The sequence below is a fragment of the Mycoplasma sp. 327 genome (assembly GCF_053851655.1).
In genome coordinates this window covers 1-24,007 of sequence record NZ_JBSQBA010000006.1, presented here as the reverse complement: position 1 = coordinate 24,007, position 24,007 = coordinate 1, and the positions used below count along the sequence as shown (strand labels likewise).

22 protein-coding genes are annotated in these 24,007 nt (G+C 27.1%); 20 read left to right on the top strand and 2 right to left on the bottom strand.

The window, feature by feature from the left end; translation table 4 throughout:
• The first annotated feature begins 81 nt into the window (after window positions 1-81).
• The 11 genes from ACWXVS_RS02095 to ACWXVS_RS02045 all read left to right on the top strand — a co-directional run bounded on the left by ACWXVS_RS02095 (window position 82) and on the right by ACWXVS_RS02045 (window position 13,545).
• Window positions 82-384 carry a 4'-phosphopantetheinyl transferase superfamily protein gene (locus ACWXVS_RS02095; RefSeq protein ID WP_438340408.1) on the top strand — a complete coding sequence of 101 codons (303 nt, stop codon included), beginning with the start codon at window positions 82-84 and terminating at the stop codon, window positions 382-384.
• A gap of 24 nt (window positions 385-408) precedes the next feature.
• Window positions 409-1,197 (top strand): lysophospholipid acyltransferase family protein, encoded by a 789-nt coding sequence (locus tag ACWXVS_RS02090; RefSeq protein WP_455994799.1) that lies wholly within the window; start codon window positions 409-411, stop codon window positions 1,195-1,197.
• A 15-nt stretch (window positions 1,198-1,212) separates the two neighbouring features.
• Window positions 1,213-2,019 (top strand): segregation/condensation protein A, encoded by an 807-nt coding sequence (locus ACWXVS_RS02085; RefSeq protein WP_455966110.1) that lies wholly within the window; start codon window positions 1,213-1,215, stop codon window positions 2,017-2,019.
• Window positions 2,009-2,629, top strand: coding sequence for an SMC-Scp complex subunit ScpB (scpB, locus tag ACWXVS_RS02080; protein ID WP_438340411.1), 621 nt, complete (start codon window positions 2,009-2,011; stop codon window positions 2,627-2,629). The genes ACWXVS_RS02085 and scpB overlap by 11 nt, the downstream gene beginning before the upstream one ends.
• Complete coding sequence (locus ACWXVS_RS02075; protein WP_455994797.1) at window positions 2,622-3,455, top strand: pseudouridine synthase family protein; 834 nt, start codon at window positions 2,622-2,624, stop codon at window positions 3,453-3,455. The genes scpB and ACWXVS_RS02075 overlap by 8 nt, the downstream gene beginning before the upstream one ends.
• A gap of 11 nt (window positions 3,456-3,466) precedes the next feature.
• Complete coding sequence (locus ACWXVS_RS02070) at window positions 3,467-3,769, top strand: Asp-tRNA(Asn)/Glu-tRNA(Gln) amidotransferase subunit GatC (RefSeq protein ID WP_444704842.1); 303 nt, start codon at window positions 3,467-3,469, stop codon at window positions 3,767-3,769.
• Window positions 3,759-5,087 carry an amidase family protein gene (locus ACWXVS_RS02065; RefSeq protein ID WP_455994795.1) on the top strand — a complete coding sequence of 443 codons (1,329 nt, stop codon included), beginning with the start codon at window positions 3,759-3,761 and terminating at the stop codon, window positions 5,085-5,087. Before ACWXVS_RS02070 ends, ACWXVS_RS02065 begins: the two co-directional genes overlap by 11 nt.
• On the top strand, window positions 5,080-6,507 hold the full coding sequence (gatB, locus tag ACWXVS_RS02060) for an Asp-tRNA(Asn)/Glu-tRNA(Gln) amidotransferase subunit GatB (protein WP_455994793.1): 1,428 nt from the start codon (window positions 5,080-5,082) through the stop codon (window positions 6,505-6,507). Before ACWXVS_RS02065 ends, gatB begins: the two co-directional genes overlap by 8 nt.
• On the top strand, window positions 6,491-7,579 hold the full coding sequence (locus ACWXVS_RS02055) for a YhjD/YihY/BrkB family envelope integrity protein (protein ID WP_438340416.1): 1,089 nt from the start codon (window positions 6,491-6,493) through the stop codon (window positions 7,577-7,579). Before gatB ends, ACWXVS_RS02055 begins: the two co-directional genes overlap by 17 nt.
• Before the next feature lie 78 nt (window positions 7,580-7,657).
• Entirely contained in the window at window positions 7,658-8,665 is a 1,008-nt protein-coding gene (locus ACWXVS_RS02050; protein ID WP_438340417.1) for a hypothetical protein, read from the top strand.
• A complete protein-coding gene (locus ACWXVS_RS02045; protein ID WP_455994791.1) occupies window positions 8,665-13,545 on the top strand; it encodes a valine--tRNA ligase in 4,881 nt (1,626 codons plus the stop codon). The genes ACWXVS_RS02050 and ACWXVS_RS02045 overlap by 1 nt, the downstream gene beginning before the upstream one ends.
• Before the next feature lie 53 nt (window positions 13,546-13,598).
• On the opposite strand, the gene ACWXVS_RS02040 is transcribed toward ACWXVS_RS02045, so the two are convergent.
• Both ACWXVS_RS02040 and dnaE read right to left on the bottom strand, forming a co-directional pair.
• On the bottom strand, window positions 13,599-14,486 hold the full coding sequence (locus ACWXVS_RS02040) for a 5'-3' exonuclease (RefSeq protein WP_455994789.1): 888 nt from the start codon (window positions 14,484-14,486) through the stop codon (window positions 13,599-13,601).
• Window positions 14,486-17,470, bottom strand: coding sequence for a DNA polymerase III subunit alpha (dnaE, locus tag ACWXVS_RS02035; protein WP_455994787.1), 2,985 nt, complete (start codon window positions 17,468-17,470; stop codon window positions 14,486-14,488). The genes ACWXVS_RS02040 and dnaE overlap by 1 nt, the downstream gene beginning before the upstream one ends.
• Before the next feature lie 429 nt (window positions 17,471-17,899).
• Here dnaE and ACWXVS_RS02030 point away from each other — a divergent pair, with 429 nt between their 5' ends.
• The 9 genes from ACWXVS_RS02030 to ACWXVS_RS01990 all read left to right on the top strand — a co-directional run bounded on the left by ACWXVS_RS02030 (window position 17,900) and on the right by ACWXVS_RS01990 (window position 23,984).
• Window positions 17,900-18,766 (top strand): hypothetical protein, encoded by an 867-nt coding sequence (locus ACWXVS_RS02030; protein WP_438340421.1) that lies wholly within the window; start codon window positions 17,900-17,902, stop codon window positions 18,764-18,766.
• A gap of 12 nt (window positions 18,767-18,778) precedes the next feature.
• Window positions 18,779-19,690, top strand: coding sequence for a hypothetical protein (locus tag ACWXVS_RS02025; RefSeq protein ID WP_444704849.1), 912 nt, complete (start codon window positions 18,779-18,781; stop codon window positions 19,688-19,690).
• A 184-nt stretch (window positions 19,691-19,874) separates the two neighbouring features.
• The gene (locus ACWXVS_RS02020; protein WP_455994785.1) at window positions 19,875-19,997 is read left to right on the top strand and encodes a hypothetical protein; all 123 of its coding nucleotides are present in this window, start codon (window positions 19,875-19,877) and stop codon (window positions 19,995-19,997) included.
• 202 nt (window positions 19,998-20,199) lie between these two features.
• A complete protein-coding gene (locus tag ACWXVS_RS02015; protein WP_455994783.1) occupies window positions 20,200-20,451 on the top strand; it encodes a hypothetical protein in 252 nt (83 codons plus the stop codon).
• Window positions 20,452-20,682: 231 nt separating this feature from the next.
• Complete coding sequence (locus ACWXVS_RS02010) at window positions 20,683-20,901, top strand: hypothetical protein (protein WP_455994781.1); 219 nt, start codon at window positions 20,683-20,685, stop codon at window positions 20,899-20,901.
• Window positions 20,902-21,869: 968 nt separating this feature from the next.
• Window positions 21,870-22,058 (top strand): hypothetical protein, encoded by a 189-nt coding sequence (locus ACWXVS_RS02005; protein ID WP_455994779.1) that lies wholly within the window; start codon window positions 21,870-21,872, stop codon window positions 22,056-22,058.
• Window positions 22,059-22,410: 352 nt separating this feature from the next.
• Window positions 22,411-22,671: a hypothetical protein gene (locus tag ACWXVS_RS02000; protein ID WP_455994777.1), complete on the top strand. Its 261-nt coding sequence runs from the start codon at window positions 22,411-22,413 to the stop codon at window positions 22,669-22,671.
• A 349-nt stretch (window positions 22,672-23,020) separates the two neighbouring features.
• The gene (locus ACWXVS_RS01995; protein ID WP_455994775.1) at window positions 23,021-23,350 is read left to right on the top strand and encodes a hypothetical protein; all 330 of its coding nucleotides are present in this window, start codon (window positions 23,021-23,023) and stop codon (window positions 23,348-23,350) included.
• A 430-nt stretch (window positions 23,351-23,780) separates the two neighbouring features.
• Window positions 23,781-23,984 (top strand): hypothetical protein, encoded by a 204-nt coding sequence (locus ACWXVS_RS01990; protein WP_455994773.1) that lies wholly within the window; start codon window positions 23,781-23,783, stop codon window positions 23,982-23,984.
• Window positions 23,985-24,007 lie beyond the last annotated feature (23 nt).

Here is a 24,007-nt window from a genome sequence, read left to right as displayed (position 1 = left end):
ATAGCTTGGTATTTTTTTCCTTTTGTAATCATAATATTTATTAATTAAATTATAATTAATAATTATTTATTAAGGAGTTTTATGATTTCAATTGATATGGCTAAAATTAATAGGTTTATAAATATATCCACCAACGCCATTAAAAAAATTTTACACCCAATTGAAATTGAAGAATATTTAAAAATCAGCGACTCTAAAAAACCAATATTTTTAGCAACCAGATGAGCATTAAAAGAGTGCATATTCAAAATTGACAATTCAATATTTAGTTTTAAAAACATACTAATCAAAAAAACGAATGCTGGAAGATATACATATGCCAATTACCAATTATCTACAACTAGTGAAGATGGTTATGTTGTTGCTGTTGCATTTAAATCCTAAAAAATAAAACAAGGAGAAAAACTTATGACACTAAAAACAAGAAAATTTCTTAGATTTATTCCTTTACTACACAACTTTATGAGACTTTTGGCAAAAGCAAAAAGAAATAGAGCAATGCCAGATTATTATAAAGACGTGGAAAAACAACATTTTATCCACAAATATAGTTCAAATATTTTGCGACACCTGAATGTCGAGGTTGAAGTTGAAGGATTTGAAAATATTCCAAGTGGACCTTGTTTCTTAACGCCTAATCATTCAACTTATCTAGATCCTTTAATTATTGCTTCAGCTTTATGAAACCATGGTAATGGCGAAAGAAAATCAAAACCAATGACATTTGTTGCTAGAGAGGAAGCTAAACAAAAGAAATCAATTTACAAAATTAGTCAACTAATTAGCACCTTTTACATAAATACACAAAAGCCAAAGGAAGCGTTAGCAATTCTAAGAGATTTTGGGCAATATGTTAAAAAACACCAAACTTGTGGTGTTATTTTCCCTGAAGGCACTAGAACAAGAGATGGCAAGATAGCTCATTTTAATAGTGGTGTATTTCTAACAGCTCAATCAACCTACATTCCCCTTGTACCAGTAACAATAAATAACGCAGCTAATGCTCTTGATAATAAAAGACGAGGAAAGCTTGTCGTTAAGGTAATTTTTCACCCTTCAATAAAACCTCAGCAATTTCAAACACTAGATAAAAAAGATTTTGCTAACTGAGTTAAAAATATTGTTTCAAGCAAATATCAAGATCAAAATATCTCATCAGATGAAACCATAAAAAATACTTTTACAAAAAGAAAATAGAGAATAACCAATATTATGAACCATACAAACACACCAAAATCAGGTAAGTTATCTTCAGAAGATGACAAAAAAATAAACACAAGTACCGAAAGCGATAAACATATTTTTAAACTTTCTAATTTTGATGGTCCACTTGACCTTTTAGTAACACTAATAAGAGAAAAGAATATTAGTATTTTTGAGGTAGATTTAATTGAATTGACTGCTCAATATTTAGAAATTATTAAACACATAGAAAGTTATGAAATTGATCTTGCATCAGAATATTTAGTTATGGCTGCAACACTAGTTCAATTAAAAGCAAGGATGTTATTACAAGACCCAGAAGCAGAAGAGGAAATCAAACAAGAAAAGAAAAGATTGCTTGAACAAATTGCGGAATATGAAAAGTTTAAGGAAATTTCCTCAATATTAAAAAAACAAGAAGAACAAAGACAAAACTTGTTTTCAAAAGAACCAGAAGAAACCGAGGAATTTGTTAAAGAAGTTGATTCAACAATTCTTGATGGACATTCTAATAGCTCGAAGTTAGTTATAACATTAAGAAAAATGTTTGAACGAACATATTCGGAATTAATTAGAAATATTACTATATCAACAGTTGCTGTAAATCCTGAGGATCAAAAAAAGAGAATAATCAGTCTTTTTGTTAATAAAAATGAGGTTATGTTTAATGAGATTTTTAATGTCCCAACAATAGGCCATTTTGTCATAACAATGTTGGCCGTTTTGGATCTTGCAAGACAACAAATTGTTATTTTAGAACAAGATGTTGATGAAGGTATTATCAAATTTAAAAAAGGAATAGAATATGAAGAATAAAATAATTGAAGCACTACTATTCGTTCAAGGAAGTGAAGGATTAAGTTCGGAACAAGTGAAAGATATTTTTAAATTAAACACCATCCAAGAAGGCAGAAAAATATTAAGAGATTTCAAGACTTTTTTTAATAACCAAGATCATGGTATTAAGGTTTATGAATTCAATGATGTTTATAAATTTCTTACAGTTGAGGCTGTAAAGGAATATATATCTGAACTAGTTACAATTGTCAAGAAACAAAGACTTTCAAATGCAGCTATTGAAGTAGCCGGAATTGTTGCATATAAACAACCAGTAACTCGTTCAATGATTTCAAACATTAGAGGTGTTGTTAGTGACGGAATTGTTGCGAGTTTATTAGAAAAAGGAATTATTGAGGAGGTAGGTGTAGCTCAAACCCCAGGTAATCCCATCATTTATGGAATAACTAACAAATTTTATGATTATTTTAAAATTAAAACACTGGCTGAACTTCCTCCTTTTCCTGAATTTAGCCGCTACTCGAATATCGAAGAAGAAATGGCTGATGAAAATTTTGACTTATTTGATTCTCAAAGAGTCGACGCATCCAATAATGAATTATTTGTAGAGGAAACATATAATGAATAAATTTAGAGCAAAAAAAGATGATGTGGATCGTATTCTTTATAAATACATATTAAAAGTATGTGACAATGTCCCGAAATCACGAATTGAAAAAATTTTTCGTGAAAAAGACATAAGAGTAAATGGAGTTAAAACTAACGATAAACAATATAAATTACAGTTAGACGATGAAATTATTGTTTATGGAATTTCTGAAATTCAAAAACCAAAAAAGAGAAATACTGCAAATATTAATTTTAAAGTTATATATGAGGATAAAAATATTTTAATTGTTGATAAAGCAATAAACATCGCAATGCATTCAGAAGAAAATTGCCTAGATGACCAAGTTCATAAATATCTAAATTTTAAAAAAACTTCTTCTTTTGTACCGGCTTCAATCGGCCGAATTGATAAAAAAACTAGTGGTTTAGTGATATATGCAAAGAACTATAAAACCTTAGTAGTTTTTGATGAGTATCAAAAATATTTTGAAAAAATTTATCAATTTGTTGCAGACTTTAACAAAGAAAAGCTTGACATAACTGTACGCCTTGAAAAAGATATTAAAAATGAAAAAATGCGAGTAAATCCAGATTTTGGAATAAAAGCTAGAACCATCTTCTTCAAGGAAGGAAACCGTAGTTACGCTCAAATTGTTACAGGAAAAAAGCACCAAATCAGGGCTACTCTTGAATATCTAAAATCTCCAATTTTGGGAGATACTAAATATGGTGGAAAAAAAGCAAAAAGATTATATTTGCATTCATATTCAATAAAATTTCAAAATTTACCTGATGAATTTAATGAATATAATAATCAAATTTTTATATCTCAACCGCGTTGATAAAAAGGACCAAAATGAACGATGAAGAACTAAAAACAATAGCGAATAATTTATTACTAGACCCATCTGATGAAGTTATTAATATGGCCAAAAAATTATTAGACTCAATTAACCAATCGCTAACTGATCTTGACGAAATAAATCTAGCCAATATAAAACCGTTATCGCATATCAACGAATCTAAAATTTCTTTTAATGATTTAAGAGACGACGAAATATGTGATTGCACTAAAATTGACAAAGAAAAACTTCTTAAAAACGCATATAATAGCAATGAAGATCTAGTTATTATGAAAAGAGTTGTTCATGAAGAATAAAAATATTCAAAATATAATTGATAAATTATTACAAGATGATAATAATGCTATATCCTACATTTTCAAAGATGCTAAATTAAATGATAGTAGTCTTCCACTATCCAATACAATATACACAATAAAAGATAACTATGCTGACATAAATGTTGAATGTAAAGCCTCGAGCTTGTTTTTGCGCAATTTCAGACCAGGATATAAAGCTAGTGTTATCAAATTGCTCGAAGAAAATGGGTCAACATGTGTTGCTAGAACAAATCTTGATGAATTCGGTCTCGGGGGATCGGGGGAGTATTCTGCCTTTGGTTTAATAAAAAATCCTTTAAATAAAGAATATCTAGTTGGTGGATCATCGTCAGGAGCTGCTGCCACTTTTAGTAAAGATATTGACTTTGCAATTGGTTCAGATACCGGAGACTCTGTAAGAAAACCTGCTTCAAATATCGGCGAGATTGGATTTAAACCGTCATATGGAGCAATTAGTAGATATGGACTTTTTGCATTTGCTTCTTCATTGGATACTGTGGCTTATTTTACACACAACATTAAGGACCTAATAAAATTATCATCAATATTGTATAAGCAAGATCTGAAAAATGATTTAACTTCAATTGATCTTAGCTTTAAATATGATGAGATTAAAGAAGAAAAGCCAAAATCTATTGCCTATTTAGATTGTTTTGATAAACTTAATCCAGAAATTGCTAAATCATACAAAAACTTTCTTAATGTGATGGAAAAAGATGGAATTAAACTAATTAAAATTAAAGAAAATATAAAGCTTCTTAACTCAATAGATGTAGTTTACAAAATAATTGCCTTTTCAGAAGCATCTTCAAATCTCGCCAATCTTACTGGTGTTTCCTTCGGATTAAGAGAAGAAGGCAAGGATTGGATTGATACATTCAAAAAAACCAGATCAAAATATCTGGGCAAAATGGTTCAATCACGTCTAATTCTAGGATCTTTTTTTCTCAAAGCCAATAATCAAATTAGATACTTTGTAAAAGCCAAAAAGATGCGAAGAGTCTTGGTTGAATATTTTGAAAATATTCATAACACAGCCGATGTGTTTGTTTATCCTGCCTCTAATGATATTGCTCCCAATATTAAAAATGGGTCAAAATATAAATCATATTTAGATTTTATTTTAACTTATGCAAATCTAGTTGGGAATCCATCATTAACAATGAAACTTGGTATTGATTTAAAAAACCATTTACCATTCAATATTGCTTTTGATACAAAAAGAAATAATGACAAAAAGTTATTTAGCCAAGCATTATATTTTGAAAAAAAACTAGGAGAAATAAATGGATAAAAATTGAGAATTAGTTATTGGTATTGAAATACATATTGAACTTAATACAAAAACTAAAATGTTTTCATCACAACCTAATCTTTATACATCCAACCCTAATATTTATGTATCGCACATTGATTTAGCATATCCAGGTTCATTACCGATCGTAAATAAACAAGCCATCATTAAGGCAATAAAATTAGCAAAAGCTTTAAATATGGAAATCGACCATAATATTCGCTTTGATAGAAAAAACTATTTTTATCCAGATTTAACAAAAGGCTACCAAATTACACAACAATTTAATCCAATTGGCAAAAATGGAAAAATAAAAATTAAAGTCAATAATGAATGAAAAGATATTGAGATTGAGAGAATTCACCTAGAGGAAGATACAGCTAAATCTCTTCATGAAGGAAATCAAACCTTACTAAACTACAATCGTTCAGGTGTTCCGTTAATCGAGATTGTCTCTAATCCAGTTCTTCATAGTGCTAAAGAAGCGGTTGCATATGTTGATGCAATAAGAAAAATTGTGCTAGCTCTTGACATTTCCGATGCCAAAATGAATGAAGGCAGCTTAAGAGTTGACTTAAATATTTCTGTTAGAAAAAAAGGAACTAATGACCTAAACACAAGAGTTGAAGTAAAAAATTTAAACTCAATTTCTAATATTGAAAAAGCAATAGAATATGAATATAATTGGCAAACATCATGTTATGAAAGCGGCCAAACTTTCTCGCAACAAACAAAAAGATTTGATGAATCTAAACTAAAAACTATAACAATGCGTTCAAAATCTGACTCAATTGATTATAAATATTTTCCAGACCCCAATATCCCTTGTATCGAACTAAAACCAGAATTTGTTGATAGCATTGCCATTGAAGAACTACCATATGAAAGAGAAATGCGTTATCTAAAATATGGGTTAAATAATGTTCAAATTATGCAATTAATTGAAAATATGGAATATGCAAGTTTCATTGATATGCTCAACACAACAGATTTTAAAAAGAGCGTGAATATTTTCTTTGCCGAAATCGTTTCATTTCTAAATCAGAATAATTTGTCATTATCAAAGCTAAAACTAAATATTGATGTTATGTCAAAAATCATTCAATATACAATAGATGAAAAAATACAAAAGACCAGCATAAAAACCATCCTAAGTATTCTAATTAATCAAAACGAAAACAATGATATTGATGAAATAATTAAACAAAATAACCTTTTCATTGAACACAAGGAAATTTCATTAACAGATATTATTAAAGAAATTTTAAATGAATTCCCAACTTTAAACAAAGAATTTGAAATAAATTTCAACAGAGCTTCAAAATTTATGCTTGGCCAAGTAATGAAAAAAACTGCTGGGAAAGCAAATGCAATTGAGCTAAGCAAAATAATTAAGGATCTTTATGAAAAAAAGGAATAAAAACTTACTCCAGACCGGTTGAAATAATGATAAAAACCAAGAAAAAAAACTAAATAATAATGCTAATTCTATTTCAGCAAAACAAGTAATAAAAAATAAAAATAAACAAAACTTTTTTGAAAAGGCTTTAAAGGCGATTATATATGGGATTCTCTTTGTTGCTATTCCAAATTACTTGCGAAGTTCGAAGGTAAAAGGAAAAGAAATAGTTAGATCGACATATGCTAAAATAAACTCAAATGAATTTGCCTTTGTTCCAACGGGATACGCAATGTACCTTTTTCTTTCATTTATACCGACTCTAGGTTTAGTTATAGGAATTATTGGAGCAATAAATTCTCAGTTAGAGATTGTTATCAAAGTCACAATTCTAGGCCAGCTAATTCCTGGTATTGAAAACGTTATTCCGGCATTTTCAGAAATTTGAAGTAGCCCAGGCGGAATTGCTGCATTTATTTTTCTTACCATATCTATATTGTGAATATCGTCAAAGGGCTATAGCAAATTTATTTGATCATTTGATGCTCTATACGAACAAAAAACTTCATCCTCAATGTGGAGAACACGAATCAAGGGATTTATAACAAGCATAATTATCACAGTATTACTCGTAGTTTTTTTATTAGTTACATCAGCTTTTCTTAACTTTATATTAAAGAATGTATTTAGTATTAATGTTGATCACACAACAACACTTAAAATGTTACCCTGAGAATTTCAACTTATTTTTTGAATTCCAACAGTTTTATTTTTACCCATAATAACATATGTAGCATTTTTATTTTTCTTTAAATTTGCACCTAACTTTAAACTAAAATTTTCACATGTAAATCCCGGCGCACTAATAGTAACAGTGCCAACTACCCTATACATTTTAATTTTTGGATCTCTAACCTCAGTATTTGATTATAAGAAATTTGGTGTTGTCGCATCATTTATGTATATCATTTTATTACTAAGTGTTATGTCATATTTTATCTACACTGGCGTAATAGTTAATTCTAGCTTTTATAAAACTTTTATTAATTTACCCATTCTCGAGAAAAATAAGTGATTTTCAAGAAAATATTAGCAAAGCATAACCATACTTTATAAGTAGTTTCAGAATATAATAATATAATTATTATTAAAAAGATAGCGAAGGAAAAGCATGAATTCAAAGTTACCAGGCGGCTTGAGTCATTATATTAGATGGCTAAGATCACAAACAAATATTTCATTCAAAAAATGAAACCCAAAAAGAATTGCCTTTGTGGGTGTTTTAATTGCTATCTCTGTTGTTTTCTTTCTAATTTCAGTAAGAATTTTACCAATTAGCGCCCTACCATCATTTAAATTTGGTTTTATAGGCCTACCAATAAAAATTACAGGTTTTATTTTCGGACCGTTTGTCGGAATGATCACAGGAGTATTGGCAGATTTCATTTCATTTGCCCTAGTTCCTACATATTATAGTTTCTTATATACTATTGCAGTGGCTATTGCTGGATTTATTCCAGGAATAGCATCATATTACTTTTTTAACATAAATGAACTTTTCTTTTCGAGAAACTACCGAATATATAAATATAAACAAATTGTAGAATTTTTTAAAATTCAGTTTGCTGAAGCACTAGCAAAAGGGAATTCTGAAGATTTACAATATTTTTCAGAAAAAATTGCATTCTATGAAGTTAAAATCATTATTTTAGAGAACAAGCCAAGACCTACGGCAATGATGAATTTCTCATTTATTTCTACTTTAGTGCTATTATCCTTGCAAATTTTAATCATTGTAACTATATTTTCTAAACTTGACAATTCAATATTCGAACACAATCGTTTTGTTAAAAATAAAACATTTTATATTCTACTAACGACATCTGGTTTTATTGGAATGATTTTATTTGTTGTTATATATCGCCTTTTTGTGAGAAAAAAATACCAAACGTTCCTTGAAGTTATGGCTATTATTTCATTTAGCGCTCTACTAGAACTGGCAAACACCGTGTTACTTGCATGAGCCGATACTCAAACATTAAAAACTGATTTTTGAGTTAATTTTACTGGTCAAACATTAACGGGTCCTGTTAAGATTTTCTTTAATCTAGCTGTCATACTTGCAACATATAGAGTTGTTGCATCGCTAGTTAAAACAAAGGAAGGTGACAGATTCTAATGAATAAGAAAAAAATTACTGGTTTTAGAGTTCAAGAACTAAAAAAAATAAATAAGATCAAAAAAAACAATTATTACTCATTCGAATATCTTATTAATGATTTAAATTTTAAGCTTTCTAAAAGCAGTATTTTAGGCATTATTGCCGATAATATTCAATCTAAAAAAAACATTTTCAATCTCTTGATAGATAGAGATAATAAAATCAAAGATTTTCAAGGATTTATCGAATTTAAACAAGATGATGAAAATTTCTATATGATAGATTCAAACCAAAATTTCCGTGATAATCTTGCATATGGCTTTGAAAGCGATGAGCTATTTGAAACAAAATCAGAAGAAACTGTTTTTGCTTATCTGAAAAACTATATAAAAGAAAATAAAGTTACTAGCTCATTTAATAATATCTTTAAAAATAGTTGAAAAGATGTCTACCAAGATTCGAGATACCATTTTAGATTAGAATATTCTAAAACAAATTACCAACTTCAATACTCATTAGAACCATTAGTAAATGAATTAAAATTAATACTCTCAAAAAATAATGCGCAAAATCTTAATAAATTAAATCAAAATGACCAAATTTTACTAATGCAAAATCTCTCAGGCATTATTCATAATATCGCAAAAAATATACAAAATCATGAGCAATCCTTCTTTACATATATAGAGCAAACAATAAAGAACTATGTTTCTGGAAAGTCGTTAATGCAATATAATGAATATAAAGAAGCCAAAACTAATTATCTTGAAATATGTTCAAAAAAAGACATAAACTCAAATCATGGTTTTAAAAGTAAATTACTAACTAAGATAAAAAAAATAATAGACAAATTAAAAGAAAAAAAACAAGTTAAAAAGGAAAATAATAAATATTTTTCTAGATTAAGAAAAAGCTTCAGCAGTGAAATTCTTTTAAATAAATTCCATTTAAAAACAAATCTTAAAATTGATTCTTTTAATCACTATTATGGTAGATATTATATTAATAAAATAATACAGCGTTTTTTAACAAAACATTTCTTTCTAATTTCGCTTCTAAATCGCACTTCCCTACTTTCGTTTATTGATGATTTATATGATTTGAGAAAAAATATAATCAATGAAATTAGTTTATTAGGAGCTTACTGAACTAGAACACAATTAAAAAAGCAAATAAAATTAATTGCTAATTCAATGATAACCAACAATTTTAGCTCATTTATCGAAAGATTTAAATCGCTAAAAAATAAAAAAAATCACTCCCCAAGCTTATTACTTGTAGACAAAGAAGACAATAATGAGAAAACTAGCGATTATATTGATATTTCAACAATTAAGGAATACGAGTATAAGTTTGAAGAAAAACAGGCAGAATTTCATTGAAATGTTGAAAATATCGGTAAAAGTATTAGGGATGAAACAAAAAATTACAATTCAAAATTAGCAAATGTTTTTCAAAATAATATAGAAAATGCCAAAAAAATATTTAAAAATATAAAAGAATTATTAACCAACCTCCACTCATTAAATAAAATTGAATTTGAAGAAGATTTTAATCAAGAATTAACCTTTTTGAATCCTTTTTTAAGAGCATTTTTTAATCTAAAAGAATTAAACTTCTTACTTAATAATCTTTTTAATCAGTTTCTAATCTATAAAAGAATTTTTGAAACAAGTGACGCTGAAGAAGCGATGAAAAGAATTATTTTTAAATCCAATATTTATAGAATCCTTTTAAATGCAAACCTTTCGTTGGACAAACTTACAATGAAATTGTCTTATCTTTCTAAGGATGAAAAAATTGCTCTTGAGCTAAGTAAAATTTTAATCAACAATCCAAGCTTAATTGTAATCGGAAACAACATTGATAAAATTGATGCTAAAAACCAAATCGAAGTACTTAATAAAATAAATGAATACATTTTTGAACATGAAGCCATCGGGATTTACTTATTAAGTGATATAAAAACGGCCAGTAAGTTAACAACAGATTTGCAAATAATGATAAACTCGCGAATTATTGAGAGAGGTAAAACAAACATTGTTGTAGACAACCCGATAAATCCGGTTGTTAAAAAAATGTTAGACAAAAAAGATGATTACCTATTATCTAACTATGAAGAATTTATTGATAATATTGATGAAATTGAAAATATTTTTGAATATGAAATTGAACCAGATCATTATATAAGTTGCAAGTGAAATCAATTATCCAAATGAATAAACAAAGATAACACTCAGAATAAAAAAATAAGAGATATTTTTTCATTTGATCGCTCATTAAATAAGAATGAAAAAGCTATTAAGGATAAAAGAAATTACGATGAGGAGAAAATTATTGATTTCAGTATACAAAACATTGCTACAAATTTAGGAGATAACATGGATAAGAATTTTAATCACAAACTCGTTGAACAAGGACGCCATCAAAAGTGAATAGATATGAAAACCTTTTCAACACATGATATCAAAAAACCTCCTTTTACAATAATTTTGCCGCCTCCAAATGTAACTGGAAAGCTTCATATCGGGCACGCCTTAGATACATATATTCAAGATACAATTATTAGATATAAAAAAATAAAAGGATTTGATGTTATGTGAGTGGCTGGTAAAGACCATGCAGGCATCGCAACACAAGCCGTTGTTGAAAAAAGATTATCAGAGAGCGGAAGAAATAAATATCAACTAGGACGAGAAAAATTTATTAAAGAGATTTGAAAATGAAAAGATGAATATTCGCAAAACATTAATGACCAATGAGCAAAACTTGGATTAGCGCTTGATTATAATAGCGAACGATTTACTCTTGATAAGGATGCATCAGAAGCGGTTGCAAAAGTCTTTATTGATATGTATAATAAAGGATTGATTTATCGTGATACAAAAGCAATTTTGTGGGATCCAAAGCTAAAAACCGCATTATCTAATATTGAGGTAATACCCACTGAAACTAATCAAAAAATGTATTACATTAAATATCCATTTAAAAATGATAAGAATAATTACTTGCTTGTAGCTACCACCCGTGTTGAAACAATGTTTTCCGATGTTGCAATTGCCTTAAATCCAAATGATGAACGTTTTAATTCACTAAAAAATAAAACAGTAATTCATCCATTAACCAAAAAAGAAATTCCAATTATTAGTTCAGAAAATATTGATCCCAATTTTGGGACAGGGGCGATGAAAGTTTCAGCTCATGCTATTGATGACATTGAAATTATCAAAAACTATGGTCTTAGCATCAACGAGTGTATTAACGATGATGGTTTAATGAACTCATTAGCGAAGGAGTTTCAGGGTTTAGACCGTTTCGAAGCAAGAATAAAAATTGCGCAATATCTTGAAACAAAAGGTTTTATTTACAAGACAGAAAATATTATTTCAAATATTGGTTATAGTGAAAGAACCAAAGAACCAATCGAAATATTAGTAAAACCACAATGATTTGTGAAAATGAATTCACTTTCAGAACAACTTCTAAAAAATCTAGATTCTATGGAAGGTGTAAAAATAATACCTAAACGATTTAAGGATAATCTAGTCAAATGAATGGAAAATGTTCATGATTGAACAATTAGCAGACAAATTTGGTGAGGTCATAGAATTCCGGTATGATACAAAGGTAACGAAATTAAAGTACAAACTGAAAAACCTGGTAATGAATGAATTCAAGATAGCGATGTTTTAGACACTTGATTTAGCTCAGCATTAGCGCCTTTTGTATTTTTGGGCTGACCACAATCATCAGAAAAATTAAAAAGATACTTTCCTACAAGTTTATTAGTAACAGGATATGACATTATCTTCTTTTGAGTATCAAGAATGTATTTTCAAAGCTTAGAATTTATGGACAAGATACCATTTAAAGAGGTTTTATTGCATGGGTTAGTAAGGGATTCACACGGACGCAAAATGTCTAAATCACTTGGCAATGGTATTGACCCTATTAAGGTTATTGGCGAATATGGATCAGATGTTTTAAGAATGTCTTTAATATTTAATTGCACACCTGGATTAGATATTAATTTTGGAGATGAAAAAATTCAAAGCGCAAGGTTATTTATTAATAAAATTTGAAACATTGGTCGCCTAATAAAAAATATTCCTATTAATATTAAAAGCGAGTTGCAATATGAAAAATTAGACAATTTCGATAAATGAATATTACTAGAATTTTTAAAAATGACATCTAAAATTGATGAAGCAATGAAAAACTATGAATTCACCGTTGTTTATAAACATATTCAAGAATTTATGATCAATAAATTTTCATCATGATATTTAGAGTTTTTAAAATTCAAAAAAAATGATTATTTTATTCATTATTTATTTAGAGAAATCTTAATAATGCTTCAACCATATATGCCTTTTGTTACAGATTATTTGTTTCAAGAAATATACAACGAGGAGCTTTGGGATAATGCACTTGCCAACTACACAATTGAAGATACATTTAATTCAAATGAAATAAACAACCTAATCGAACTAATCACTACGTTTAGAAAATATCGTGAAGAAAAACAAATATCTAAAAACATTACATTAAACTACTTTATCGAAAACTTCGATATTTCTGAAAATCAACAACTAATAATCTTTAAATTGTCAAATTTTGTTATCGGCGAAAATAATGACTTGTCTATCCAAACCTCCTTTGCCAAGGTCTTCATTAAACAAAGCAAAGAAGATAAGGAAAATGAAATTATTGAACTTAAAAAGTTAATTGAAAAAACGAAAAAAGAAATAGAATTTAATAAAACCTTTATTAATAACCCAAACTTTATGAAAAATGCTAGTGAGGATAAAATTAAAGAAAAACAAGAAAAACTAGCACTACACCAAAGAAATTTAGAAGTATATGAAGAAGAATTAACCAAGAAGGATAACTCATAATAACATTAAAAAACGCACCTGGTTTGTGCGTTTTTTCTTACTGAAATAGGGCTTTAATTAATAATTTTTATTTTATTAAAAAATGCTCTTCTTATTGAATTAAGTTGAAACTCGTCAATAATTTTTACGGCGTCAAGGGTTAGCTCAACATTCGCTATATCTAATAAATTTAATTCAATACCTTCTAATTCAAAATTAGTAACTAATTTAGCAATATGTTGATCTCTGAATGCAATAGATTTATAATCAATGAATTTTTGCGCAAGCCTAGAAGATGATAAATTTTCTAGATTTTCATAAATATTATCGAGGGTTTGATATTGTTCAAGAAGTTTTATAGCTGTCTTAGACCCGACACCCTTAACACCAAAAAAGTTATCGCTTGAATCACCTACTATGGCCTTATAATCAACTACTTGATTAGGGTTAATGCCATAAATTGATTTAAAATTTTTTGGCGTTAAAATAACAATTCCTTCTTTTGTTTTTTTAATTATTGAAGTATATTCATTAATTAATTGATTAAGATCCTGATCGGCTGAAAAAATTACCTTTTCAATCAAGGGGTATTCAAAACATACCTTGGCAATTAAATCGTCTGCTTCAACCCCTGTTTTTTCTATATTTACAATATTTAAAGATGTAAGTAATTTTCTTATTATAGTCATTTGATTATAAAATTCATTCGGCATTTTTGCTCGGCCTTCCTTATAATGCTCATATAAATTATGACGAAAAGTTTTTCCCACTGCATCAAATGCTATAAAAAGGTGTGATGGTGAATATTCTTCAATAAGATTAAACAATGTTCTAAAAAATAATAATATTGTACTTGTTGAAACGCCTTCTGCGTTTGTTAAATAAGTATTATTCTTATTTATTGCAAAATAAGAACGATACGTTAAATAAGTACCATCAATAATTAATATTTTTTGTTTCATTATTTAATTACCTCGTAATTTCTTAAAATAATTTTATTATCTAATTTTCTTATAAATTTAATTTTTACAAGCCTGTGTTTAAGTTTGGATAGCTCAGGATCAACTCTAAACATAAAAGCAACTACTTTAAAACTTGAATCTTGAAAATCAATTCTTTGATATTGTCTACCATTTTTATCATTTCCAACTACTACATTAACACATTGAACAATCATTACATACTCATTATTAGGTCTTGTATCTATTAATCTATTGCCATCAATCTCGTAGTTTTGTGTTGTTGAATAATTGTATATTTGGCCAAGCAATTCAATTTCATTTTTTTCAACTATTTGAGTTTCATCTTCATAAACATTTTGTGGTTCACAATTAATGATTTTATCAACAATATCAACCGTATTTTTAAATAAATTTTGTTGTACAAAAACACTAGAATTCGAAGATGAATCAATCTCTTCAAGCATTGTTTTTTGACTTAATTTAAAATTTCGCAATGCATTAGCCTTAATCAATGTCTCTAATGTCGATTTACCAAATGTTTTAATTTTAAACAAGCTAAAATAACAATGTAAGAAATTTTTATATTGGCCATTTACTTTGCGATCATTAATAATTATCCTTATTATCTCGGGACCAATGCCTTTGATTAAACCTAATGGTAAAATTATTTTATTATCAAAAATTATTGCCTTATTTGTTGAAAGATTTATTTCTGGACTAACAATTTGAATGCCCATGGTTTTTGCTTCATTTGCATATTTTGAAATCGTCGCTTGGGCTCCATTTGAACTTGTAATGCATGAACTATAGAACTCTAATGGAAAATTCGCCTTTAAATAAGCCATTTTAAATGTTAGCATTGAATAAGCGACAGCATGCGATTTATTAAATCCATAATCAGCGAACTTTTCAATATTACTAAAAATTTTATTAGCCACTTCTAAACTATATCCATTTTTAGTTGCTTGCCCAATAAATGAATCCTTAATATCATTCATTTCATCAGCTTTCTTTTTTGAAATAATTTTTCTAAACAAATCAGCCTCTTCGAAAGTCATATTTGCTACTTTCTGAACTATTTGCATAATTTGTTCTTGGTAAATTATAATTCCATATGTATCTTTAACAATTTCATCATATTCTAACGAGATGCTTGGTATTGGTTCTATACCAGCTTTTCTCTTTGCATAGCTTGATACATAAGCCATTGGTCCTGGCCTATTCAATGATATAATAGCACTAATATCCTCAAACGTGCTTACCTTAATTTGCTTTAAGGCCTTAATCATTATAGGACTTTCCACTTGAAAAATACCGGAAGTATTTCCTTGTGAAAGAAGATCAAATGTTTTTTGATCATTATAATCAATAATGTCTCAATTGATATCCTTTTTTGTTTTCTTTTTAACTTCATCTTCAATTTGTTTAATTGTCGATAGGGTTCTAAGGCCTAAAATATCCATCTTTATTAAACCAAAATAGTCAAGGTATTCCATGCTAAACTGCGTTTGTTGAAAATTATCAATATTTTTAAAAGTCGGTACAAGCTCCATTATTGGCCTTGATGATATTACAATTCCAGCGGCATGTGTTCCTGTTTGACGATAGAAACCAGAAATTCGAGACGTTTGGTTGATAACGTTCTTAGCAAAAGAATTATCTGTTGGCTTAATTTGCTGCAAAGCACTAATAAATGCCGTATTTTTATTTGCTTCTTCAAATAAACTTCTGTCATCAGACGAAATTAATTTTGAAACTTGATTTATTTTATCGGAAGATACATCTTTATAAGTTCTCAAAACATCTCTAATCGCAGATTTTTTACCTAGAACAGAAAAAGTTACAATATTAGCAACACATTCATACCCATATTTTTGTACAAGATAATTAATAATTTCATGTCTTTGGTCATCCTGAACATCGACATCAATATCGGGCATTGAAATTCTTTTAGGATTAAGAAATCTCTCAAAAATAAGATTGTATTTTATTGGATCAATTTCTGTAATTCCAAGAATATATGAAACCAACGAACCAGCTGCAGAACCTCTTCCGGGGCCAATTGAAATCCCTTTTTTTCTAGCCCAATTGATTCAATCTTGAATAATTAAAAAATAATCCTCAAATCTTAATTGTGAAATAATTTGAAATTCTTTTAATAGTCTATCCTTATAAGCTTGGTTTTCAAAAAGTGCCTTGATTTTAGTATTATTTTTAATTTTTTCTCATATTAAAAATTTTAGATAGCCTTTTGAATCAAGGTTTTGTTCGTTTTTAAAAAATGGCAAATTATATTTATTTTTTTGATGTTCAAAATATATTGACTCAACAAATGCATTAGTTCTATTTACTAATTTATTCATCAAGCCATCTCCATCATCAACATCAAAAAACAAAGTACCATCAAACAATATGTTATTTGTCTTATTATTCATTTTATTCAGTAATTCTATAATCATAAAATCCTGAAAATCGACTGTGTTAAAATTATTTACAACCAAAATATTCTGAAAATAAGAACAAAATTCTTTATTTTTTTCAATATCTATGATTGTGAATCCTATATAATAATTCGATTTGTTTATAACATTTTTAGTTAATTTAAAGTAGCTTAAAATAGGGTTTTCTATAATAACAATATCATCTTCAAAATTAAGAATATTATTAAGATAAATTATTTCATTATTTAATAATTGATAAGATAGCTTTTTAAGGATCTCAAAACCTTTTTGATGCTTAGCAAACAAGATAAATTGGTATCATTGGTCATCAATCATTAGTTTTACATCAAGCCCGAAATTAGCCTTAATGTTATTTTCCATGCATTTTTTATTAGCTTCAGCTAAGCTAAAAAAATGATTCTTTTCTGTAAAAGCAAGATAATTTATACCACTATTAAGAGCTTGTTTTATTGCTTCATCAACAGTTATTGTACTTTCTAAAAAAGAAAACGTCGTATTAAGATGTAGGTTATTTAATTTCATAGTTTAATTATAAAATAATATTAAGTTTAATTTTAAATTAGAGACGTTGAAAGGATATAAAAAAATATTAAATAAAAATTCTATAATGATGATTTTTAAATAAAAATAATAGAATTCAACTTAAATCAAAAAGATATTTTTATAAGTAATCAAAACTAGCCATTTTTAACCCAAAAACAGTTATTTTTTTAAACATTTTCATGTAGAAAACTGAATTTTTTTTATAAATTTTTCTTAAATTTAGATGATAAAGGCTATTAACGATGTCTATAAATTACACTAAAAATACTTAGCCCCCAAAAAACTAATAAAAATGAGACAAAACATTCTCTTAGTCCCATAAAATAATTTTGCTATCAAGTAAAAATGCGTTTTAACATAAATTAATTTTATGCAAAAACAAATATATAAACAAGAGGGGGGATAAAAATGGATCAAATTAAATTTTTGGTTGATAATTCAGCTGATATTTCTTCAAAAGATTTAATTAATTTAAGAACCTTCTATTCTCCTATTATTGGAAGTCTGGGTGTTGCTTTTTATCAACATTTATATGATTTATATAATATAAATAGACTAAAGAAATATGATTTAGCCAAAACTTCAGAATTTCTAGTTATGTCGATAAACCAAATAAAAGATGCTAAAAATAAATTAGAGGGTTTAGGTCTAATTAAAACCCTGCAGGACAAAGATGGCACTTTATTATTTAAATTAATAAAACCACTATGTGCCAATGGAATTGTAAAAAATTCCCTTATCGCTAATTTGTTAAAAAATAAATTAGGTGAAGTTTTATATAATAATTTAATTAAGAATAATGCATTTTATTATTATGATGAAACAGAATTTAATAATGTTTCAAAAAACTTTTTTGAGGTCTTTTCTAGTGAAAAAATTTCTTTGCAGCAGGAAGATTGCTTTGATTTTAAAATTATTAATGAACACGAATTAATTGAAGATCTCACTTCAGAAGAATATATTAGTTACCACACAAGAAAAGAACTCAGTCCTTCGCAAATTTTGATGCTAAAAAAAATAAAGTCATTAAATTTTAAGGATAATGCTATTAACAATATAATAAAATATTCAATTTCTATAAATAATGCCATTATATGCAATTACATCCTAAAAATAGCCAATGACTTTGCAAGAAGAAACTTATATGATGCATATTTAATCGATAATGAATTATGTCAAGCTTCTCTAAATAGAAATAATAGCTATTCTTTATTTAGTAAAAAATATAATAATATTAATGATGATTTAAACGATGTACTAACATGAGATGACTAAAAGGAATAAATAATGGAGAAAAAGATTTTTGATTCAATATTATCACCTAATGAAAAAATAAATATTGATGAATTAAGGAATGAAGTTCTTTCAAAGGATTTTATTCAAACAGAAATTAAAAGATTAAACCTTAATGAAAAACAAATAAAAAAGGGTATGGGTATCTTACAAAGATATCATGATTCAGTTATCAAAAATCATAAAAAGCCTGACTATAAGCTGTTTGTTGATATTTATGGTTTTTTGGCTGAAGATTATAGTAATGATAAGGAGATAATAAGAAGCCAACAACTAGAAAAATTCTGATTAACATCAATCACAGAGTTAGATCCAATATTTAAGAAATATTTTCAAAAAAATAACAATTCGTCTGATGTTGTTGCTTTAAAAAAAACAACAAAAATTTTTATCGACTCATTACCTAAAACTATTGCTAGTGAAGATATTAGAGCTAAATTTAGAACAATGATCACCGGAAAAGGCGTTTTTGATTTTAACATTTGATTATGAGGAACCAATTTTACAATAAGCAATGATATTATTAAATATATAGCTCTAATGAATGTAATTAGCCAAGGCAAGACAGTAGCCTTTTTAAATGCTAATGAACTATATAATTTTCTATCATCAAATAAAGAAGAAAAACAATCAATATGTTATTACTTGAATAATGTTGATGTATTATTCATTGCAAATCTTAGTTTGGGTTTGAAATCCCAATGATTTTTTGACTTATTAATTAACATATTTGAAACGCGTATACAAAAAAAATCACCAATTATTATTTCTTCAACAAAGGATCTTTTGAGTAAAAACACAAAATTACTAACTACATACTATTATTCAAAAGATAATGAAAATGATTTAGAAGAAGTTTTTAAGACAATGGTGGCTAATTTCTTTAAAAAAATTGTAATTTCATAAAAAAAGCGTTAAATTGTAGCAAAAATGAGCCACCTAACATATATAGTAAAATGTTATAGGTGGTTTTATTATTCATGAAATAGAAAGCAAAAAATTAGATGTTATAACTACATACAAATAAGCAATTATCCTTGAAAGCAAAATGTCAATATCAACCAAAAAAAGATTAAACAAAAATTAAGAAATGCTGAATTATGCAAAAAAAGAAGTTAATTTAGCACATGGCAACCAATGAGGCGATAGAAAAAAGATTTACAACAATGATTTAATTATCAATTATGAAAAAAATATGAAAGCAAAAAAATAATTGCTGGAACAAAAAATAGTTCTTGTAATTCATATATGTCTTAGTGTTTGTTTTATGAGAGAATAGCTAATGCAAAAATATCATATAGTCAATTAACAAGAAGACTTACACAAAGCGGTTTTCTAAGTGCTTTTGCTCATAAAAATACAATAAAAAGACAAAAAACTTTTGTAAAAAATATATACCTTATAAGCCAAATATTTTGCCTAAAGAAAAGATTGCAAAACCAACCATAATCTCAAAAAGAAAATTAGTAAATATGGGCGAATGTGTTGAACTTGATGGATCTATTCATTTTTATGTTGATCAAACCTTATGAACAATTGTTGCATGTATCGATGTTTCAACTTCAAAAGTTTTATCACTTTATTTTGATAAAAAAAGCGTAAATCAGCAAAAGGTTATCAAATTATTATTCAAGATATGATTAATGAACACGGGATACAAAAAGTAATGATTAACGATAATAGAATAAATTTTCATAATAGCCTTGAATCTAGCGCTATTTTGTATAATGCAGTCACAAAATTAGCTACTGAATTTATAACAACATCAGTTACCTAATGAAAAACCACATATAGAAAGTTTTTAGAGAATTGCACATAATAGAATTCCGATATTCTTAAAAGATAGAAATATTAAAACAAACCAAGACGCTAATAAATATAGATGCGAAATTATTGCAATGCTTAATGATATAAAAACAAGAAAATCAATTACCGATTCTGAAAAAAATGAATTTAGAAAACCAAACAGCGCAACTCTTGAAGCTTATTTTGATTCGCCAATTAAAAGACAAATTTTTAATGGAATTGTAATATTAAAAAATAAAAGTCACGTCAAAAAATGATGTAACTTTTATGATCGGTGCAGATCAATAATACTATTTTCACACAAACAATAAAAGATATAAAGCTTTTGAATTAAATGAAAAATGACATTCAAATGTATGAGAAAATAGCATATAGTAAAAAAACTTCCTCTTGAAATATCGGCGGTTAAAAAAATTGTGAAACATCAAGAATCAAGATATTAGTACAATCAAATGTTATCTAAAAAAAACAGAAATTTTAGAATCTTTTGTTAAAACTGGTCTTATTTCACAAAGAAAAATAGATTTAATGCGATCAATTAATGAAGATTTATAAAAAAATAAGAAGAGACATAAATTTTATAAATTATTCTATTCCTAGTAGAGCTTTTTTATATTTTTTATTAGAAATTATGCAAAATGTATAATTAAACAAATTCAAAATATCGGTGGCTCATTTTTCACGCTAATTAATGGTTTTAAAATATTTTTTTAACATTTATTAAAAAATCCTTTATAATGATTATGTACAGAAATTTGATCACAATCTGATCTTGCTTAAGAATAGTATGTACTAAAATAAGGCTTTATGCCGAATTTACCGCCCACTGGCGGTTTTTATTTTTCATTTATTGATTTTTATATTATTGATAATATAAATGCATAGATCAATTTATAAAATACAGTAAAGTTAAAGAAATATGATTAATATAGTTTTATACGAGCTTGAAATTAGTCTAAATACATTGAATATCATTAGAACATGTTATGAGACTAATAATAAATTACACATTATTAAGCCAATCACTTTGATTTGCATCCCGCATTGAATAAAAGGAAGTGGAGGTAACCATTTTTTAAGTGAAATACCTCATAAAATTCACAATAGTTATGATGATTATAAAAAGAAACATGGTAATAAAAATATTTTTTATATTACAAGATACGGGCCTAAAATTATGGTGACATTAAATTAAAAGAATAGTTAAATACACATGGTGATATTTGATTTATGTTTGTAACAGAAATTTTGGAAATATAAAAAAATAGAAATCCATAATTTGACAGATTTTGAGAAAAAAAGAAAAGGTATTTATATCGATATAACTAATGAAAAAATTAAAAATAAACCAAATCGCCATAAACACGATGTTAGCCGTTTTACAGTTTTTAAAATTAAAAAATCTATAAATTTTAGTGGGACATTTAATGCCTCGCACAAAAATAAAGGAAATAAATATAGACAATAGTTTGGTGCTGATCTAGTAGATTCTGAAATTGAAAAAATCAGAGATTTTAGTTCCTTTGTTTTTGATCAACCTACAGATAGAACTAGAAATGTTACTATGGCAGTTTATTATAGAACAAAAGGGTCAATAATGTCTTTTAAAACTCTTACAGACCCACTTTAAAAAGGGGTATGCAACAGAGCACTTACACAAATCAACTAGAAAAGAAGCTAAAAGAAACGCAAAAAATATTTTAAATAGCACGGTTTTAGAAACAATATTTTATTATGCAATAAATAGTAGATTAGAGAATCTTAAAACAATAGAAAAAAATGTAGTAATAAAAAATACCTGGAAAAATCTTTCTCCAGGTATGATCGTTGAAATCATTGCTGCGACAGACACAATGGGGTTGGGTGAAACTTTTCGTACTTACCACGCTATTGATCCTGCCACTGATAGGCTTTTAGCGGTCCATGTGTCTAAAGAAAAAACCGATATTGGTTATATGAATCTGCTCGAAAAACTTTTTAGAACACATGGAATTCCGCAGATTATAAAGACCGATAAGAGAACGACTTTTTGAAAAAAGAGTCTTCATACACACCTATTACTGAGTATTTGCGATCTTTAGGCATTGAAGTTCAATCTTTGTTTTGCAATTTAGGTCTTTTGTTGAAAGGCCTTTTAAAACTGCTCAATTAAGTTATCCCATATGCTTTAAAATAAAGAATATAAAACATTGAACAGAAATTAGTAAAATTTAAGACCATTTAATAGATTACTTTAATTCTATATCTCCAAAATTAAAAAGAAATAGCAATAAAAACTGTTTTAGAAAAATAACTGAAGGCGATCCTGGTTGGTATGTTGATTATCATTTTAAAAACAAAACTCATTCAGGCACAGACGAATATTATGCCCCAGTCGATACTAAGGGCAATAGAGTTAATTTTTCAAAGAAAATAAGAGTTTTATTTTGTATGAACTCAAGTGGTGAATATTGTTTTAAAACTCCAGAAAATCGTTACAAAGCAAGTAGTGATTTATCTAACTTTAACTCACAAGAAATTTTTTTAATAGACAAAAATCTTGACATTTGAGACGATTTGGCTTATAAATTGAGTTTGATAGTCGTAACGCATAAGTCAGTAGTTTCGACATTTACGGACAAGTTTAATTACTTGATTAGAAATTTAGAAAAATTTAAATTAAATACATCGGATTTAAAACAAGAAACGAGTCACTTAAAAACAATGTTTAAAAACCCAATTAAACGAGTGGGTAATGACCTATCTGAAAACTTTAAGTAGATTTTTAATTTTATTTTAATGTCCGCAAAGTGGGTTTGAAAAATTGGTTTGCCAACCAATCCAAATATAAATAAAGCTTAAAAAAATGGATTCTAATTTTTAAAATAAGACCCGTAAGGTTAATTTAAAGATATATTACTATTTAATTTTTATTTTCGAAATATATAGATTTACAAAAAAATAATAGCAAAGTATGACACTTTGTTAATTTTCCTAATTCCTGTTTTAAATTTTTTAGGTCTTAAAAAACATATTTGATATCTTAAGTTTAAGAAACATTTTTAAACTATAAAAATGTTGCAATTTGATTAAGAATTAACAAGCTAAATAGTTATATTAATTATTAGAAGCCCAATTTAATGGATTTTTTAAATAATATTTAAAATTGCAATGTAATTTTTTTGCTTAATATATAAGCAGAAAGAAGAATATGAAGAAAATAATCGATGTTACGGAAAGTGAATATTTATCACTTTTTTTAGGAAATTTAATTATTAAAAAAGAACAAGGTAAAATTACAATACCAACTAATGATATTGATAGTATTATTTTCGAAAATAATAAAACAACAATATCAATACCACTAATTAATAAATTTATAAACGTTAAATTGCAACAAAAATGAGCCACCTAACATATATAGTAAAATGTTATAGG